Annotated in this window: 11 protein-coding genes; 9 read left to right on the top strand and 2 right to left on the bottom strand. The window is 69.7% G+C overall.

Going from position 1 to position 18,004, the window contains the following annotated elements:
• Positions 1-248: 248 nt before the first annotated feature.
• Complete coding sequence (locus OG599_RS01350) at positions 249-1,244, bottom strand: polysaccharide deacetylase family protein (protein WP_327174046.1); 996 nt, start codon at positions 1,242-1,244, stop codon at positions 249-251.
• An 863-nt stretch (positions 1,245-2,107) separates the two neighbouring features.
• Here OG599_RS01350 and OG599_RS01345 point away from each other — a divergent pair.
• From OG599_RS01345 to OG599_RS01305, 9 genes are all read left to right on the top strand, one after another.
• Complete coding sequence (locus OG599_RS01345; RefSeq protein WP_327174045.1) at positions 2,108-2,710, top strand: MFS transporter; 603 nt, start codon at positions 2,108-2,110, stop codon at positions 2,708-2,710.
• A complete protein-coding gene (locus OG599_RS01340) occupies positions 2,692-3,210 on the top strand; it encodes a hypothetical protein (protein ID WP_327174044.1) in 519 nt (172 codons plus the stop codon). The genes OG599_RS01345 and OG599_RS01340 overlap by 19 nt, the downstream gene beginning before the upstream one ends.
• A gap of 588 nt (positions 3,211-3,798) precedes the next feature.
• Positions 3,799-7,095, top strand: a complete 3,297-nt coding sequence (locus OG599_RS01335) for a LamG-like jellyroll fold domain-containing protein (RefSeq protein ID WP_327174043.1) — start codon at positions 3,799-3,801, stop codon at positions 7,093-7,095.
• Positions 7,096-7,547: 452 nt separating this feature from the next.
• Positions 7,548-8,639: an ABC transporter substrate-binding protein gene (locus OG599_RS01330; RefSeq protein WP_266712981.1), complete on the top strand. Its 1,092-nt coding sequence runs from the start codon at positions 7,548-7,550 to the stop codon at positions 8,637-8,639.
• Between the two features lie 161 nt (positions 8,640-8,800).
• On the top strand, positions 8,801-10,450 hold the full coding sequence (locus tag OG599_RS01325) for a sugar ABC transporter ATP-binding protein (protein WP_327174042.1): 1,650 nt from the start codon (positions 8,801-8,803) through the stop codon (positions 10,448-10,450).
• Positions 10,447-11,421, top strand: coding sequence for an ABC transporter permease (locus tag OG599_RS01320; protein WP_327174041.1), 975 nt, complete (start codon positions 10,447-10,449; stop codon positions 11,419-11,421). The genes OG599_RS01325 and OG599_RS01320 overlap by 4 nt, the downstream gene beginning before the upstream one ends.
• Positions 11,418-12,482, top strand: coding sequence for an ABC transporter permease (locus OG599_RS01315; RefSeq protein WP_327174040.1), 1,065 nt, complete (start codon positions 11,418-11,420; stop codon positions 12,480-12,482). Before OG599_RS01320 ends, OG599_RS01315 begins: the two co-directional genes overlap by 4 nt.
• Positions 12,483-12,523: 41 nt before the next feature.
• Positions 12,524-13,552, top strand: coding sequence for a LacI family DNA-binding transcriptional regulator (locus OG599_RS01310; RefSeq protein ID WP_327174039.1), 1,029 nt, complete (start codon positions 12,524-12,526; stop codon positions 13,550-13,552).
• A gap of 215 nt (positions 13,553-13,767) precedes the next feature.
• Positions 13,768-14,847 (top strand): aldose epimerase family protein, encoded by a 1,080-nt coding sequence (locus tag OG599_RS01305; protein WP_327174038.1) that lies wholly within the window; start codon positions 13,768-13,770, stop codon positions 14,845-14,847.
• A gap of 86 nt (positions 14,848-14,933) precedes the next feature.
• Here the strand turns inward: OG599_RS01305 and OG599_RS01300 are convergent, their stop codons facing one another.
• The gene (locus OG599_RS01300) at positions 14,934-17,954 is read right to left on the bottom strand and encodes a carbohydrate binding domain-containing protein (RefSeq protein WP_327174037.1); all 3,021 of its coding nucleotides are present in this window, start codon (positions 17,952-17,954) and stop codon (positions 14,934-14,936) included.
• Positions 17,955-18,004 lie beyond the last annotated feature (50 nt).

The following is an 18,004-nucleotide window of genomic DNA, read 5'->3' as shown; positions in this document are numbered from 1 at the left end:
TCCGGGGTAGTCGACGGTCACACCGGCCTTCGGGCCGGTGGACCCGGCGAGGCGGGTGCCGGACGGCGGTCCGGTACCCGCCTTCGTCGTTCCCGCGTGCGGGACGGCGGTCGGGTGTCCGCGGTCGTTGTTCCCGCGGGGGACGGCCGTCCGGTGTCCGCCTTCGTCGTTCCCGTGCGGGACGGCCGTCCGGTGTCCGCTTCGTCGTTCGCGCGTGCGGCGGGACGGCCGTCCGTGGTCCTCGGGCCTCAGCCCGCGCTGCAGGAGACCGTCGGCCAGGTCGTGGCACCGTTGGTCTGGATCGTCACTCCCCAGTTGTTGCCGCTGCCGTTGGGCTTGGCGGTCAGTACCTGGGCGCTGGGGTAGGCGGCGGCGATGTTCCAGGTCGCGATGATCTTCTCGGGTGAGGGGACGTTCATGGTGACGGTCCAGTTACTGGCCCCGATGACCGAGACGTTGAGGTTGTAGCGGTCACTCCACTGCTGGCCCGCCGACAGGGTCGCGGAGCACCCGCCGCCGGTGCCGCCTCCGCCGCCGGTGGAGCCTCCGTCCGGGGCCACGGCGCGCCCCGTCTGCGGCGAGATCATCCCCGCGCACAGTCCGCGGGCCGCCAGCCCCTGGGCGATGCGCGGGATCGCCGCGAGGGTGGCGGCGGGCCATTCGTGCATGAGGATGACCTGGCCGTTGGTGAGCCGCCCGGCGGCCTGGACGATCGCGTCGGTGCTCGCGCCGTTCCAGTCCTGCGAGTCGACGTCCCAGATCACCTGCGTCAGGCCGTACTTGGCCTCGACGGCCTGAAGTGTCGCGTTGGTCTCGCCGTACGGAGGACGGAAAAGTTTCGGAGTCCCGCCGCCCGCCGCCGCGATGGCCTGCTGGGTCCGGGAGACCTCCGAGTCCATCTGCGCCTGGCTCTGCTGGATCAGGTGCGGGTGCGTGTAGCTGTGGTTGCCGACCCACATGCCGGCGTCGACCTCCGCCTTCACCTGAGCCGGGTAGGAGGCCGCGAACTGGCCCTCGTTGAACATGGTCGCCCGCAGCCCGTTCTGCTTGAGCGCGTTGAGCACGGCGGGCGTGTGGTCGTTCGAGGGGCCGTCGTCGAAGGTGAGCCCGACGTACCCGTTGCACGTGGCGGCGTACGACGGGGAGGCGACTGTCGTGAGGGCGGCGACGGTGGTCACCGTCGTCATGAGCGCCGCGAGGCCGGCGGCCAAGGAGCGCGGCGAGAGGACCGAGGGGGTTCGCATGTGTTCCTCCGTAGGGAAGGCGACTGCGGCCGGACCGTGTCGGCCGGCGGGCCCGCAGTGCGGTGGGACTCGTCAAGTCCGGTTCCTTGGCTCGGAGTTCGAGTACGGAAGCCGGGTCGACGCGTCAGGGGTTCCGGGTCGGCGATCAGTGTTGACGTGGCTCCATGGGCTGTCAATGGTTTCGGTCGCGACGGCGAAAGCTTCGAAGAGGTTCCTGCGGTGGGCGTCGGGCATGTTTGCAGGTCATGGGCGTGTGTCGGCCGCAGCTCTTCTGAGCCGTATGGAGAAGTGGACGGGGGTGCGTCGGTGCGGAGCCGCCACGGCCGAAAGTTTCGAAAGCTTTTTGCGGATACCCGAGCCGAGTTGGCGGGGTTCGGCATGCTCGCGCCGGCCCCGCGTCGGCCCCGGGGCGGGTCGTGACGTGGCAGATCGGTGCGTGCGTGCGCTCCACCGGCGGGCTCCGGGCCTGCAGGCCGCACGGCAGGCGTCCCCCGCCCGGGGCCGGCCGGCTCGCGTGTCCCTCTGCGGGCCGGAGGCTCGTAGGGGGGGGCAAGGGGTCAACGGGTCAAGGGGGCAAGAAGCATCGGAACGATGACCGGCGTCAAGCGTTCGTCGCTCCTGGTGGCGCCTGACGGCATGTCAGACCGGCGACGAGTCCGAACGGCCCGTGGCGGGACAGGAGCTCTTGCTATAATCCACGAGTCGGCCTTCGGTGCCCCAGGTTGGGTGCACGCGAAGGCTTTTTTCATGCCTTCTGACACCTCTGCCTCCGGCAAACCTCCAGCACCTACCGTGACCTGCTCCGTAACCGTGAATTCCTCGGCCTGTACGTCAGCCTCACACTGACGGTCGCCGCGAGCACCTTGTCGGGCTTCGCGCTCGGCACGCTGGTCGACCAGCAGACCAAGTCCCCGTTCCTGACCGCTGTGAGCATGTACGGCGCCACCTTCGCCACGGTGCTCGGTGCGCTGACGCTGATGTCGGTCGCGGACGGAAGCCGTCCTCGCCGGACCCTCGTCGCGCTCGAGTGCGTGTCGCTCGTAGGTGGTGCCGCACAGGCGGTTCCAGGGCTGCCGCTCGCCGCCCGGTTCGGTCTGCTCCTCGTACTGGGCTTCTTCCAGTCCCTGGGAACGGGCGCGCGGATGGGGCTGCTCGCCGAGGTGGTGCCGACCACCGCCTACGCACTGGCACGTTCGCTGATGAACGTCACCTCGGGAGGCATGGCCATTCTCGGCTACGCCATCGGCGCCGTACTGCTGCGGTACCTGAGCCCGCAAGAGGTCTTCGCGGTCGCGGCAGCCTTGACCGGCGGCGGATCGATCATGGTGGCGGTGGCGGTCCGGGAACGCTCGATCCGTCTGACCCGTCGCCCTGGACTGCGCCAGACCTGGACGACGAACATCGAGCTCTTCTCCCACTCCGGCCCACGCGCGCTGCTGCTGAACCTGTGGGTCCCCAAGGCCTGATCGTCGGCTGCGAGGCCCTGTTCATCTCCTACGCCCCCCATCACGCCGGCGTCTTCCTTGCCACCGGATCGGCAGGCATGCTCCTCGGTGACCTCGCGATCGGACGGCTGTTCACCGCCGAACAGCGACGCCGCTGCGCATTCGCCCTGCGACTACTGCTCGCCGCCCCCTACCTGCTGTTCGCCGTCCACCCGCCCGTACTGGTGGCGACCGCCGCGGTGTTCATCGCCAGCGCCGGCTTCGCAGCCACCCTGCCGCTCCAGGAACAACTTCTGGAGTTGACCCCTGATCCGGTCCGCGGCCAGGTCCAGGGAGTCGAGTCTGCCGGCCGGATGACGTGGCAGGGGATCGGAGCTGCGATCGCCGGCGGCATCGCCCAGCACTTCACTGCCGGCACGGCCTTCGCCTGCGTGGCCGCCGCGTCCATCGCCATCACCGTCTTCTCCCGGCCCTTCGTGGCCCGTGCCCGAGCCGTCCGCGTCCAGGCGGCCGACGCATAGAGTTCCCACGACGGTGCGAGCGGCGGGCGCGGCCGGATACGCCCGCCGCGTCTCGCTGCTCGTCGACAGCGTCCGGGGCACGGAGGGGCCCGCATTCCGCCGGGCAGCTCGGGAAGCTGGAAGGAGTACCGGCCCGGCGCCGGATTTCGGTCCGATGTTCCGCAGCCCCTCATCCGCCGTACGCCGGGCCGCCTTCGGGCCGGGCCCGGCCGGACCGGATCGCAGCCCGGCCGGATCGGATCGCCGGGCGGTCGGGCCGGATCGCCGGGCGGCCCCAGGGGCTTGGGGATTGGCGCAAAAGCTCCTTGCGGACCGTGTTCGTGAGGAAGAGGCAAAGGTTTCCGTAGCGGCGGCGAGGCGGTGGCGGAATCCCTTCGGTCGACCGTCCTGTGCAATGCCCCGCGCTCCACAGGTCTGTTGGGTGCGTTTCCGTCGTGTGAACGGTACGCCCTCAGGTCACGAATTTCTATCGTTGAAAATTTTCTGTGCACGACCGTTGTGACAGGGCTGGGGGCTGTGGCTCAATGATCGACCATGTGCTGTGCCTCGCTCGTTCGAGGCACTCAGCTCCTTCGTGAGGACGATGCCATGAGACGACAACTACCGCGCCGACGTGCGGCTTTGACGACGCTCGCCTGTACGGCGGCCCTGGCGATGCCCCTCGGCATCACCATGGTTCCGGCGGCTGCCGCGGCACCTGCCGCCCACTCGTCGTCCGGTGCCACGGCACCGGCGTTCGTATCCGAGAACCCGGCCACTCTGGTCCACGGGCTCAAGGGTGAGTACTACGCGATGTCCGCCCCCGGGGCTCGGGACTTCGCCAAGCTCGGCGCCACCGCCCTGGACCCGGAGGTCAACTTCGGGGATCTCACGGGTGCTTTCAAGTCGGCCACGGGTCAGACCGAGAACACCACCGCGCGCTGGACTGGCCAGATCCAGGCTCCCGCGACCGGTGACTACACCTTCGCCGCGAGCGGCGACAACGGCTTCCGGCTGCTGATCGACGGCGTTCCGGTCATCGACCACTGGGTGGGCGACTGGGACGTCGAGCAGACGAGCAAGCCGGTTCACCTGGTCGCGGGCGAACAGCACGACTTCAAGCTGGAGATGTTCCAGGACATCGGCGGCGCCAACATGTACCTGCGCTGGTCGAGCCCGGCGCTCGCCAAGCAGATCATCCCCGAGTCGGCGTTCACCCCGCCCGCGGACTACGAGGTCTACCCGGTCGCCCTGACCGTCGCCGAGGACGGCAGGCGCCTCCAGGCCACGTTCGACGACAAGGTCGGCAACCTCGCCGCGGTGAAGGACCACCTCGTCATCGAGGCGGACACCACGCCGATGCCCATCAAGTCGGTCGTCAAGACGTCCGGCAAGGGCAACTCGCTCATCGTGACGCTGTCCGAGGCCATCCAGAAGGGCCAGCAGGTCAAGGTGACCTACGGCACCGAGGGCGGGCTCACGGTGGGCGGCGAGACCGTCCCCGACATCAGCCGCAGCGCCAAGAACCTGTCGACCAAGCGTCTCACCACGGTCTGGGGCGACAAACTCGACCGCGACAACCCGCTGCCCGAGTACCCCCGGCCGCAGCAGGTCCGCGACCAGTGGAAGAACCTCAACGGCACCTGGGAGTTCGCCGGTGCCGCCGCGGGCGAGCAGCCGGTCTTCGGCAAGAAGCTCGCCGAGAAGATCACCGTGCCGTTCGCGGTGGAGTCCCAGCTCTCCGGACTGGAGCGCCACGAGGACCACATGTTCTACCGCAAGCTCGTGACGGTGCCCAAGAACTGGAAGGTGGGCAAGTCCGGCAAGGACAAGCGGCTGAAGCTCAACTTCGGCGCGGTCGACTACAACGCGACCGTCTTCGTCAACGGCAAGAAGGTCGCCGAGCACACCGGCGGATACACCGCTTTCGACGCTGACATCACCGACGCCCTCAAGGGCACCGGTCAGCAGGAGATCGTGGTCGCCGTCACCGACACCACCGGGGACAACCAGCCCAAGGGCAAGCAGTCCTCCAACCCCGGCGGCATCGAGTACACCGCCACCTCCGGCATCTGGCAGACCGTCTGGATGGAGCCGGTCTCCACCGCCTCCATCGACTCGCTGACCACCACCCCGGACATCGACAAGGGCCGGCTCGCCGTCACCGTCAACTCCGAGGACGCTTCCGCCGGCGCCCGCATCACGGCCGTCGCCCGGGACAAGAAGGGCAAGGTCGTCGGTACCGTCAGCGGTCCCGCCAACCGTGAGCTCAGCCTGCCGGTGGCCAAGGAGCACCTCTGGTCGCCCGACGACCCGTACCTCTACGACCTCGACGTCACGCTGACCGACGGCCGCGCCACCGACAAGGTGGGCAGCTACTTCGGAATGCGCTCGCTCAGGGTCGAGAAGGTGGGCGGCTACCAGAAGCTCACCCTCAACGGGAAGCCGTTCTTCTCGCTCGCCCAGCTGGACCAGGGCTTCTACCCCGACGGTCTCTACACGCAGCCCAGCGACGACGCCCTCGTCTTCGACCTGAAGGCGCAGAAGGACCTCGGCTTCAACGCCGTGCGCAAGCACATCAAGGTCGAGTCGCCCCGCTGGTACTACCACGCGGACCAGCTCGGGCTCCTCGTCTGGCAGGACTTCGTCTCCGCCGGCATCAACAACGAAGCCGGCCAGCAGGCCTTCGTCTCCCAGGCCCAGGAGGAGATGAAGCAGCTGCACAACTACCCCTCCATCGGTGGCTGGATCGTCTTCAACGAGGGCTGGGGCGAGTGGGACCGCACCGCGACCGGCAAGCTCACCGAGGCCGTCAAGGCCGCCGACCCCTCGCGCGTCGTGAACGCCCACAGTGGCGTGAACTGCTGCAACTCGAAGGGTGACTCGGGCGCCGGCGACATCATCGACCACCACGACTACGGCAACAACGACCCCGCCTTCCCGGACGCCACCCGGGCGGCGATGGACGGCGAGCACGGTGGCTTCACGCTGCGCTCTCCCGGACACATGTGGCCGGGCGCCCCGACCGTGATCTACAGCGGGGTCGACGACAAGGCCGCGCTCACCGCCAAGTACGTCGAGAACACCGAGAAGTACTACCTTGAAGCGGCCGGCGCCGAGCTCTCCGGCTCCGTCTACACCCAGGTCACCGACCTGGAGCACGAACTGAACGGCCTCTGGACGTACGACCGTCGTGAGCCCAAGGTCGACATCGCGGCGGTGCGCGCGATCAATCAGAAGGTCATCGCGGCCGGTGCCGCGGCGGGCAAGCGCGACGAGGTGAAGGGCGGAGCCGCCTGGAACCTGGACGAGAACAAGGGCACCACGGCCGCCGACAGCGGCCCGAACCACGCTCCGCTCACCCTGACCGGTGGCGCCTCGTGGACGCAGGGTGTCGCGGGTTCCGCGCTGAAGTTCTCGGGCGACGCCCAGTACGCGCAGACCGCCGGTCCGGTCGTGGACACCACGAAGGACTACTCGGTCTCCGCGTGGGTCACGCTGGACAAGCTGCCCGGCAACTACGCCTCGGCGGTCAGCCAGGACGGCCGGCGCACCGAGAGCCCGTTCTATCTCCAGTACGGGCAGGGTGCGTTCGCCTTCTCCCTGCCGGGCGGCAACCGTGCCCGTGCGGTGACCACCCCCGAACTGGGCAAGTGGTACCACCTGGTGGGTGTGCGCCAGGGCGACACCATCTCGATCTACCTCGACGGCAAGCTCGCCGCCTCCGCCCCGGCCGGCGGCGCGGGTGACGTGAGCACCGGTCCGCTCTCCGTGGGCCGCGCCAAGTGGAACGGCAACCCGACCGACTTCTGGAACGGTTCGGTCGACCAGGTCCAGGTCTTCGACAAGGCGCTCGGCGCCGCTGACGTGAGCGCGCTGTACGCCGCTCACGCTCCGAAGGCCTGATCCGACGGTGGCCCGCCGGCGCGTGCATGGCGCCGGCGGGCCACCTCCCGGCGGGACGGGCCCTTCCGTGCGCTCGTCCCTGCCATCTTGAACCTATCGGTTTTCCACCGGTGTCGACCCCTCGGCGGGCCGCAGCGGTGCTGCCGCGCGCCCGTAGGCGGCGGCGGTGCGCGGGCGTGCGCGAGCCGGGCAAAGGCCCCGTCCCGCGCCCCACGACACATTTTGGAAACGCATCCGTTGTGCTCTTGCCGTCGCGCCGAAGCCGCCTATATAACGTTGTAAACCGAGCCGCCGACAGGCCGCGCCGCCCCTCCCGACCCCCGTCCGTACCCACGGACGACGTCGAGGACAGGCAACCGGCATCAGCCGAACATGAGCTGATGCTTCATCAGAAACAGCCCGACCGCACGTGGTTCCGCGTGCCGTCATCCCGCCCAAGGAGCGTCCCGCGCATGATGATCCAGCGCCGATCCCGTACCCTCGCCGCGGCCTGCGTGCTCGCCGCCACCGCAATGCTCACCGCGGCCGGCTGCTCGAAGTCGGAGACCAACGACACCTCCGCCTCCTCCGACACGGGGCAGGCCGCCCAGGCAGCCACCACGGCCCCCGACAGCACCTCCGGCTCCGGCTGCTCCCTCCAGACCTACGGGGCGCCCAAGCTCGATCTCAAGAACGCGATCGTCGGCTTCTCCCAGTCGGAGAAGGAGGCCAACCCGTTCCGTATCGCCGAGACCCAGTCCATCAAGGACGAGGCGGCCAAGGTCGGTGTGAAGAAGCTGCTCACCACCAACGCCCAGTCGCAGCTGTCGAAGCAGATCAGCGACATCCAGGACATGTTGTCCCAGGGTGCGCAGTTCCTCATCGTCGCCCCGCTCAACTCGGACGGCCTGGAGCCCGCGCTGAAGGCCGCCGCGGCGAAGAAGGTCCCGGTCCTCACCATCGACCGCAAGCTCAACGCCGGCGCCTGCAAGGACTACGTGGCCTTCCTCGGCTCGGACTTCGTGGAGCAGGGCAAGCGCGCCGCCGACGCGATGATCAAGACGACCGGTGGCAAGGGCAAGGTCGCCATCCTCCTCGGCACCTCCGGCAACGGCGTCACCACCGACCGTACGAAGGGCTTCGTGGACCAGCTCGCGGCGAAGGCCCCGGGACTGGAGATCGTGGCCCAGCAGACCGGCGAGTTCGCCCGTGACAAGGGCCAGCAGGTCATGGAGCAGCTGATCCAGTCGAAGCCCGAGATCACCGCCGTCTACGCCGAGAACGACGAGATGGGCCTCGGCGCCGTCACCGCGCTCAAGGCCGCCGGCAAGAAGCCGGGCAAGGACGTCAAGATCGTGTCGGTCGACGGCACCCGCAACGCCGTCCAGGCCGTCGTCAACGGTGAGTACAACGCCGTGATCGAGTCCAACCCGCGCTTCGGCCCGCTGGCGTTCCAGACCGCCCAGAAGTTCTACGGCGGCGAGGAGATCCCCGAGAACGTCATCATCTCGGACCGTGCGTACGACGAGACCAACGCCAAGGCGTCGGTCGGCGGCGCGTACTGATCCCTCGTCCCGCCGGACACCACCTGAGGCTCTCCCGCGACCGCTGTGGCGCGAACCGTGCCGCGGCGGCCGGGAGTTCCCTCCGTCGCCAACCGGTACGGGGGACCATCCACCCCCGTGCCCGCCCTTTCGGCACCTTGGAACTTGGAAGGCCAGGATTCATGGCACCACCCGAAGCAGTAACCCAGCCGCCCGAGCCCGCGGCATCCGGCCAGGGCCCCGCCCAGGAAGCCGGCTCGGTCCTCGAAGCCCGCGGCGTCAGCAAGCGGTTTCCCGGCGTCGTCGCCCTGGACGACGTGTCGTTCTCCCTGCGGGCGGGGGAGACCCACGCCCTGGTCGGTGAGAACGGTGCCGGCAAGTCCACCCTCATCAAGGTGCTCACAGGGGTCTACCGGCCCGACGGCGGCGAACTCCGGATGAACGGCGGAGCCGTCCGCTTCGCCCGGCCCTTCGAGGCCCAGCAGGCCGGCATCTCCACCATCTACCAGGAAGTCAACCTCGTCCCGCTGATGAGCGTGGCGCGGAACATCTTCCTCGGACGCGAGCCCAAGAACCGCGTCGGGATGATCGACTTCGGCCGGATGCACCGCGAGACGACCGAGCTGCTCGACGGCTTCGGCGTCCGCGTCGACCCCAAGCGTCCGCTGAACACCCTCGGCATCGGCACCCAGCAGATGGTCGCGCTCGCCCGCGCCGTCTCGGTCAACGCCCAGGTCGTCATCATGGACGAGCCCACCTCCTCGCTGGAACCCCGCGAGGTCGAGACGCTCTTCCGGGTCATCGCCAACCTCCGCGAGCGCGGCATCGCCGTCCTCTACGTCAGCCACCGCATGGACGAGCTCTACCGGATCTGCGACCGGGTCACCGTGCTGCGCGACGGCCGCCACATCCACACCGGCGATCTCGCCGACCTGAACCGGATGCAGCTCGTGTCGATGATGCTCGGCCGTGACATGGCCGAGGTCAAGCGGTCGGGCCTCACCAACTTCACCGAGGGCGGCCACGACGCCACCCGGACGCCGGTCCTCACCGCGTCCGGCATCTCCAGCCGCCACCACCTCCACGACATCTCCATGGAGTTGTACGGCGGCGAGGTCCTCGGACTCGGCGGCCTCCTCGGCTCCGGCCGCAGCGAGACGGCGAAGGCCCTCTCCGGCGCGCTGCCCGTCGACGCGGGGAACGTCACCGTCGACGGCAAGAGGCTCGGCCGGCTCTCCCCGGCCGCCGCCATCAAGGCCGGCATCAGCCTCCTCCCCGAGGACCGCAAGGCCGAGGGCATCGTCCCCGGCCTGTCGGTGCGCGAGAACATCGTGCTCGCCGCGATGCCCCGGCTCTCCCGCGCCGGAGTCGTCTCCCGCGCCAAGCAGGACCGCGTCGTCGAGATCTTCATGAAGCGCCTGCGCATCAAATGCTCCAGCCCCGAGCAGAAGGTCGGCGAACTCTCCGGCGGCAACCAGCAGAAGGTGCTGCTCGCCCGCTGGCTCTGCCTGGAGCCCAAGGTCCTGCTGCTCGACGAGCCCACCCGCGGCATCGACGTCGGCGCCAAGGCGGAGGTCCAGAGCCTCATCGACGAACTCGCGGGCGAGGGCCTGGCGGTGCTGCTCATCTCCTCCGACATCGAGGAGCTCATCGAGGGCGCCGACCGCATCGTCGTCCTGCGCGGCGGAGCCGTGGCGGGCGAGCTCGCCGGCGACGAGGTGGCCGAGAGCAGGCTGCTCGAAGTGCTCGCCGACCACGCCCCGGACGCGTCGCCCACGAACGCGCCGGCCACGCCGGAGAAGACCCCGGTCGCACAGGAGGAACCCCGATGACCCAGGCCACCCTGGCCCCGCCCGCAGCGAACCCGCTGGCCCGGCTGCGCACCCCCGCGTGGTGGCAGGAGTACGGCGTCTACGCGGCCGTCGCCGTACTGCTGATCTTCAACGCGCTCTTCACCGACCACTTCATGACCACCGACAACCTGCGCACGCAGCTCGTCCAGGTCGCCCCCATCGTCATCGTCGCCCTGGGCATGGCCCTGGTCATCGGTACCGAGGGCGTCGACCTCTCGGTCGGCTCCACCATGGCGGTGGCCGCCGCCCTCCTCCCGCTCTACCTCGGGTACGGCCTCGTACCGGCGCTCGGCATCGCCCTGCTCGCCGGCGCGGTCGTCGGCGCGGTCAACGGATCGCTCGTCTCGCTCGTCGGGCTCCAGCCCATCGTCGCCACCCTCGCGCTCTTCGTGGGCGGCCGCGGCCTCGCCCTGGTGATGGCGGACGGCCAGCTCAAGCAGATCGAAAACCCCGACCTGCTCGCGCTCGGCACCGACTCCTTCCTCGGTATTCCGCTGGTCGTGCTCATCGCCGGTGTCCTCGCCGTCGCCGTGGCCTTCCTCATCGGGCGCACCACCTTCGGCCGCCAGGTCGTCGCCGTCGGCGGCAACCGCGCCGCCGCCAAACTCGCCGGACTTCCCGTCAAGCGCGTCCTCATCGGCGTCTACGTACTCTGCGGCGTGCTCGCCGCGCTGGCCGGTGTGCTCGCCACGGCCCGGCTCACCGCCAGCGACCCGTCCTCGCTCGGCACCCTGATGGAGCTCTCCGCCATCACCGCCGTCGTGGTCGGCGGAACCCCGCTCACCGGCGGTTCCGTCCGCGTGCTCGGCACCGTCGCCGGAGCCCTGCTGATGCAGCTCCTGCGCGCCACCCTCGTCAAGCACGACCTGCCCGACTCCACCGCCCAGATCGCCCAGGCAGCCATCATCATCGCCGCCGTCTACGTCGCCCGGGAGCGCCGGTCCCGATGAACGAAACCTCCTCCGCCCCGGTGGCCCGGACCACGGCCCCGCAAGCGACCCCCGCTCCGGCAAAGAAGGCGCCCGAGCCCAGTCCCCAGAACGGCGCCGGCCCCACCGCGGGACAGCGCGTCCTCGACATCCTCCAGCGGCAGGGCGTCCTCGCCGTGCTGATCGCGGTGATCGTCGTCGCCTCCTTCGTGTACCCGACGTTCCACAGCCTGGACAACGCCCGCGGCGTCACCGTGCAGGCGTCCTTCCTCGCCGTGGTCGCCCTCGGCATGACCATGGTCATCATCACCGGCGGCATCGACCTGTCGGTCGGCTCCGTCTTCGCCCTCGGCGGAGTCCTCGCCGCCTGGGGCTCGCAGTACGGCTTCCTGCCCGCGCTGCTCGTACCGCTCGTGGTCTGCTCCGCGATCGGCCTGCTCAACGGGTTCCTCATCGCCCGCGCCGGGATGGCCCCCTTCATCGTCACCCTCGCCACCCTGCTCGGCGCCCGCGGCCTGCTGCTCTCCCTCACCGACGAGGGCGGCACCACCTACCTCGTGCCGAAGGACTCGGCCTTCGCCGATCTGGGACAGGGTGCCGTCTGGGGCTTCGGCTACCCCCTCCTGATCGCCCTCGTGCTCTTCGGGATCGGCGGACTCGTCCTCCAGCGGACCTCGTTCGGACAGTCGATCTTCGCCGTGGGCGGCAGCAGCGACGCCGCGACCCTGATGGGCCTCCCCGTCGCCCGGACGAAGATCCTCGTCTACACACTGAGCGGTCTGCTCGCCGGCCTCGCCGGCGCGCTGAACGCGGCCCGGCTCACCTCCGGCGTCACCATCGTCGGCGTGGGCATGGAGCTCGACGCGATCTCCGCCGTCGTCATCGGCGGAACGCTGCTGGTCGGCGGCGCCGGATCGATCAGCGGAACCCTCTGGGGCGTGCTGCTGCTCGCCGTCATCCAGAACCTGATCAACCAGATCGGTAGTCTCAACTCGTCCTGGCAGTCGGTGGTCAGCGGCGGCTTCCTTATCGTTGTCGTGGTGGCGCAGCGCTATCTGGCGCGCAACCGCAGAACCACGTGAGCGGAGCCGTCTTTCATAGCCGAACCGAGTGAAGGAGTGCCGTGGGCGTCAGCCTCAAGGACGTCGCGCAGCGGGCGGGCGTGTCGATCAAGACCGTGTCCAACGTGGTCAACAACTACCAGCACGTCACCCCGAAGATGCGGGCCAAAGTGCAGCTGGCGATCGACGAGCTCGGCTACCGGCCGAACCTCACCGCCCGCCACCTGCGCAAGGGCCGTACGGGCATCATCGCGCTGGCGGTCCCCGAGTTCGGCAACCCGTACTTCGCCGAACTCGCCGGAGCCGTCGTCGACGCCGCCGCCCGGCACGACTACACCGTGCTGGTCGACCACACGGCAGGGCTCCGCGAGAAGGAGCTGCTGGTCAGCCAGGGATTCCGGTCACACGTGATCGACGGGCTCATCATGAGCCCGATCCATCTGGAGACCGAGGACCTGATGGCACGCGAGGAGACCGCACCCCTGGTCCTGCTGGGGGAGCGGGAGTACGAAGCGCCCTACGACCACATCGCGATCGACAACGTCGCCGCCGCCCGCACGGCGGTACGTCATCTGCTCGACCACGGACGCAGCAGGATCGCCTTCCTCGGATCCCGCACCGGCCGTGAACGCCAACCCGCGCACCTGCGGTTGCGCGGATGGCGCGAGGAGCTGACGGCCGCCGGCATCGAACCGGACGAGTCCCTGGTCGTGGTCACGGACGGATTCGGGCGTGAGGACGGGGCCATCGCGATGGCCTCCCTGCTCGACCGGGGCGAACGGCCCGACGCGGTCTTCGCCTACAACGACCTGATCGCGATCGGTGCCATGCGCACCGTCACCGCGCGCGGGCTGTCCGTCCCGGACGACATCGCCTTCGTCGGCTTCGACGACATCGAGGAAAGCAGCTACGGCACCACCACCCTCACCACCATCGCCCCCGACAAGGAGGCCATCGCGCGCCTCGCCGTCGACAGCCTCGTCGAGCGGCTCGCGGGCGAACCGGTGACCGAACCGCGGCGCCCACGCCCCGGCTACCGGCTCGTCGTCCGCGAGTCGACGGTCCCGCGGCAGCCCGGCCCGGCGGCCTGACCCGGCTGTCCGACGGGGCGTCCGACCAGGGCGTCCGACCAGGGCGTCCGACCGGCGCGCGCCGGGGCACCGAGCCCCGGCGGCGCGGGCCGCCCTGCCGGCTCGCGCCGGGCCGCGCGGCCACCCACCCGTCCACGACGGCCGTCGGCCGCCGTCCCTCCGGCCGACCGCTGCACCACCCGCACCGGCCGGCCGCTCTCCACCAAGGAACGCCGATGCCCCGCCCCACCGCGCACCGCACCCCCTTCGGCTCCGCTCCCGGGAATGCCGAGGCAGACCTCTGGACGCTGGATTCCGGCACCGGAGTGCGGGCCGAAGTCCTCACCTACGGGGGTGTCCTGCACCGTCTCACCGTGCCGGACACCCACGGCCTGAGTCGACAGATCGTCAGATCACTCTCGACGATGGACGAATACGCGAAGGACCACCCCTACTTCGGGGCGCTCGTGGGCCGTTACGCCAACCGCATCGCGCACGGCAGATTCGCACTCGACGGCACCACCCACGAGATCCCCGTCAACGACCGCGGTCACGCCCTGCACGGTGGACCCGAAGGCTTCCACACCAGAATCTGGGAGGCGTCCGGCCGGGAAGACGGCGACGCCGCCTTCGTCGACCTGCGCCTGCACAGCCCCGACGGCGACATGGGCTTCCCCGGCGCCCTCGACGTCCGTGCCACCTACGCAGTCGACTCCTCGGGCACCTTCTCGCTCGACTGCACCGCCACCACCGACCGGGCGACCGTCGTCAACCTGACCCAGCACGCCTACTTCAACCTGGGCGACGACGACATCCTCGGGCACACCCTGGAGGTCGACGCCGACCACTACCTCCCCGTGGACCCCGAGGGCATTCCCGAGGGAGATCCGGTCGAGGTGCGCGGCACCCCGTTCGACCTCACCGCCCCCCACGCGCTGCGCGAGCGCCTCGCCCTCCCGCACGACCAACTCGCCTCGGCCGGCGGATTCGACCACTGCTGGGTCCTGCGCGACGGGGCCCCCGGTGCCGACGGGCTGCGCCGCGCCGCCCGGCTCACCGCGCCCGACGACTCCCGCGTGATGGAGGTGTGGACCACGGAACCCGGCATCCAGGTCTACACGGGCAACCTGCTGGACGGCACCTTCACCGACGGCGAGGGCCGCGTGCACGACCGCCACGGAGCGGTCTGCCTGGAGACCCAGCACCTGCCGGACTCGCCCAACCGCGCCGGCTACCCCACCACGGTCCTGCGCCCCGGCCAGACGCTCCGCACCCGTACGGAGTGGCGCTTCCCGCACCTGGGCACCGGCCGGTAACCCACCTGGCCGCCCCGCGCCCCGCACGCGCGAGAGCGCCGGTGCGGGCCCCGCGGACGGGCCCGCACCGGCGCTCTCCGGCGCGACTACTTCAGGTACGGACCGGCGGTGCCGACCTGCCCGGGAGCGGCGTTCCTGCCGCCCAGGTCGAGCACGTACACCCGGAGGTTGCCCTTGCCGGGGGCGGCCACCGTGAGCGCGCCGTCGGACACCGTGCGGACGTCCCCGGTCACGGCGTCCTTGTAGGTGCCGTTGGGGATCCCGGTATACGAGGCGCCCCCGGTGACGGTCACCAGGGCGAAGGAGTCGACTCCGCTCGCCGCGTCGGTGTACCGGCGCTTGTACGCCATCGAGCCGCTGATGCCCTCGGTGGAGTACTGGCCCATCTGGAGCGCCGGGACGGCCCTTCGGATCTGGTTGAGCCGCTGCACGTGCTTGACCAGCGGCTGCGCGAGGGTGTCCGCCACCGTGCCGCTCGCCGAGGAGACCTTGCTGAAGTCCGAGGCGCTCACGTCACCGGCGATGCGGTCGCCGAAGTACGCCCGCCCGGTGGTCGCCAGCGGGCAGGTGGGCCCGCAGTCGATCTTCTTCCCCGCCTGGAACTCGACCTCGGAGCCGTAGTACAGCGTCGGGATCCCGCGGAACGTCCACATCAGGGCCATGTTCTCGGCCCAGGCGTCCGTGCCGCCCGCGTACCGCTCGCTGCTCTTGTTGGGACCGTAGTCGTGACTGTCGACGTAGACGACGTTGTAGGTGGCGTCGTTGTAGCTGTCGTCGGAGTCCTTGCCGTTGCTGTAGGCGTTGTTGGCGTCACCGAAGTTCATGTGCATCCGCATGTCGATGACGTTCATCCCGGAGAACCGGCTGTGGTCCGGTGTGTGGTAGGCGTTCCCCTTCAGGAAGGCGTTGTCGGAGACCGGCTGCTGCCCGGTGCCCAGCTGCTCCTCGTAGTTGTACATCTCCAGCGAGGCGGCGGCGTCGTCGGCGCTGTACTCCTTGCGCTCCTTCCAGGTGTAGAACTGCGCGGAGTGGTTGACCGAGCCGCGGTTCCACTTGTCGTTGACGAAGGCGCCGACCTCGCCGAAGACGAAGAAGTTCTTCGCCGCCCCGGCGCCGAACCGCGAGGTGACGCGCTCCTGGATCGCCGGCAGGAAGCGGCGGTTCCAGGTGGTGCGCGGGATGTGCACGGCGGTGTCGATCCGGAAGCCGTCGACCCCCATGTCGATGTACTTGTCGTAGGCGCCGATCAGGTAGTTCTGCACCGGGGCGCTCTCGGTGTTGAAGTCCGCGAGGTCCTCGTGGAGCCAGCAGCTGCGCGAGTCCTCGCCCTCCCAGTTTCCGATCCAGCAGTTGTGGTAGTACACCGTCGGGAACATCCCGGAAGTGGCGTTCGGCCACTGGCAGTTGTAGACCTTGTAGCCCTCGGCGGACGTACTCCCGGTGGGCTTGCCCCAGTTGAGGCAGGTGTTTCCCGACGGCTCGGCGGTCGACCACAGGTCGCCGTTGTAGTAGGACTTGCCGGACTTCGTCTCGACGGTCAGTCCGTCGTACTCGAAGCCCTCGTTCTTCTCGTCGTAGTACCAGCTCCACTGGGAGTCCCGCACGCCGTAGACCGTCGGCGTGAACAGCCCCTTGGCGCCCCATCGCGAGGAGTGGTTGTAGACGACGTCCTGGTAGATCTTCATCCCCTTGGCGTGCGCCGCGTTGATGAGGTCCTGGTAGGAGGCCCCGGCGGACTCCAGGCGCGGGTCGACCTTGTAGAAGTCGTAGCCGTGGTAGCCGTGGTAGTCGTAGTCCGACCGGTTGAGCACCACCGGGGTGATCCAGACGGCCGAGAAGCCCAGTCCCTTGATGTAGTCGAGCTTCTGGACCAGGCCCTTGAAGTCGCCCCGGAACATGGGGTCGTTGTTGGCCGCGTTGCCGGACTTCACGTCCTGGCTGCCGCCCCGGTCGTTCGTGCTGTCACCGTCGTTGAAGCGGGCGGTGAGGACGAAGTAGATCGGGTCCTTGCGCGGGTCGGTGCCCAGCGGCTGCCCGGAGGCCGCGGCCGGGGGCTTGTCGCCGGTGGTGGCGGTCGCCGGCGCCGAGGCCGCCGAGACGTTGCCGGCCGCGTCCACCGCCTTGACGGTGTAGCTGTACGCGGTCCGCTCCTCCAGTCCGGTGTCGGAAAACACCGTGGAGCCGGTGTCCGCCACCAGGGCGCCCTTCGTCCCCCCGGTCCGGGTGACCTGATACTTCGTCACACCGAGGTTGTCCGTGGAGGGTTCCCAGGAGAGGACGACCGAGACGCCGTCCGTGGCGGCGGCCGCCTTCGTCGGAGCGGTCGGTGCCGTGGTGTCCGGGACCGCGGCGGCGCACGGATCGGCCGCGTTCGCGGTGACCTTGTGGTCCTTCACCGTTGAACGCCCGCTGGTGAGAGCGTAGTTGGCCCCGTTGTTGTTGTCCCAGACGCCGTTGCCGTTGTTGAACGTGGCGTTGAGCCCGGTGGCCGCGCCGAGGTCGACGGTCCGTCTGACCCATCCGGTGCAGGCCGCCTCCATGCCCACCCCGGGCACGGTGGTCCAGGCGCCGCCCACCGGCTGGTAGTGGAGGTTGGTGGTGGTCCAGCCCACCGTCGCGGTGGAGTAGTAGACCTCCGCGCTGTTCGCCCCGGTGGGGGAGGGGCTCGGGGTCGTACCGCTGTCGGCGCACGGGTCGCTGTGGGCGACGACGCCGTCCTTGACGGTGATGTTCCCGGTGCCCAGCGCGTAGTTGTTGCCGGAGTTGTTGTCCCAGACGCCGCTGCCGTTGTTGAAGGTGGCGGCGAGGCCGGTGGTGCTGCCGAGCGGGACGGTCAGCTTCACCCAGTCCGTACAGGCGGCGGTCATCGCCGTACCCGGCACGGTGGTCCACGAACCCCCGTCCGGCGCCCAATGGAGTCTGTACGCCGGCCAGTTCTTCGTCTTCGTCCAGTAGAAGACGGTCGCCGAGTTCTCGGTGGCGGCGACCGGCGTCGCGGACGACAGCTGCTCCGGCGCGGGTATCGCGGTGAGCAGGCCCAGCAGCGCGGTCGCCGCGGCGGCCGCCGCCACGGGGCGCCCGAGCAGCCGCAGGGGGGAGCGTTTCATCATGTCTCCAGGGGGAGGCCGCGGCGGGGGAGGCCACGGCTGCCGACAAC

The organism is Streptomyces sp. NBC_01335 (assembly GCF_035953295.1).
Taxonomy (GTDB): Bacteria; Actinomycetota; Actinomycetes; order Streptomycetales; family Streptomycetaceae; genus Streptomyces.
The sequence above is the reverse complement of the archived record's forward strand: the minus strand, read 5'-3'. Positions and strand labels throughout refer to the sequence as shown.

What these genes read in the sequence shown, in the direction of transcription:
- OG599_RS01325 (WP_327174042.1), top strand. Translation starts at nt 8,801, where the DNA reads ATGGCACCACCCGAAGCAGTAACCCAGCCGCCCGAGCCCGCGGCATCC.
- OG599_RS01350 (WP_327174046.1), bottom strand. Translation starts at nt 1,244, where the DNA reads ATGCGAACCCCCTCGGTCCTCTCGCCGCGCTCCTTGGCCGCCGGCCTC.
- OG599_RS01335 (WP_327174043.1), top strand. Translation starts at nt 3,799, where the DNA reads ATGAGACGACAACTACCGCGCCGACGTGCGGCTTTGACGACGCTCGCC.
- OG599_RS01300 (WP_327174037.1), bottom strand. Translation starts at nt 17,954, where the DNA reads ATGAAACGCTCCCCCCTGCGGCTGCTCGGGCGCCCCGTGGCGGCGGCC.
- OG599_RS01315 (WP_327174040.1), top strand. Translation starts at nt 11,418, where the DNA reads ATGAACGAAACCTCCTCCGCCCCGGTGGCCCGGACCACGGCCCCGCAA.
- OG599_RS01330 (WP_266712981.1), top strand. Translation starts at nt 7,548, where the DNA reads ATGATGATCCAGCGCCGATCCCGTACCCTCGCCGCGGCCTGCGTGCTC.
- OG599_RS01305 (WP_327174038.1), top strand. Translation starts at nt 13,768, where the DNA reads ATGCCCCGCCCCACCGCGCACCGCACCCCCTTCGGCTCCGCTCCCGGG.
- OG599_RS01320 (WP_327174041.1), top strand. Translation starts at nt 10,447, where the DNA reads ATGACCCAGGCCACCCTGGCCCCGCCCGCAGCGAACCCGCTGGCCCGG.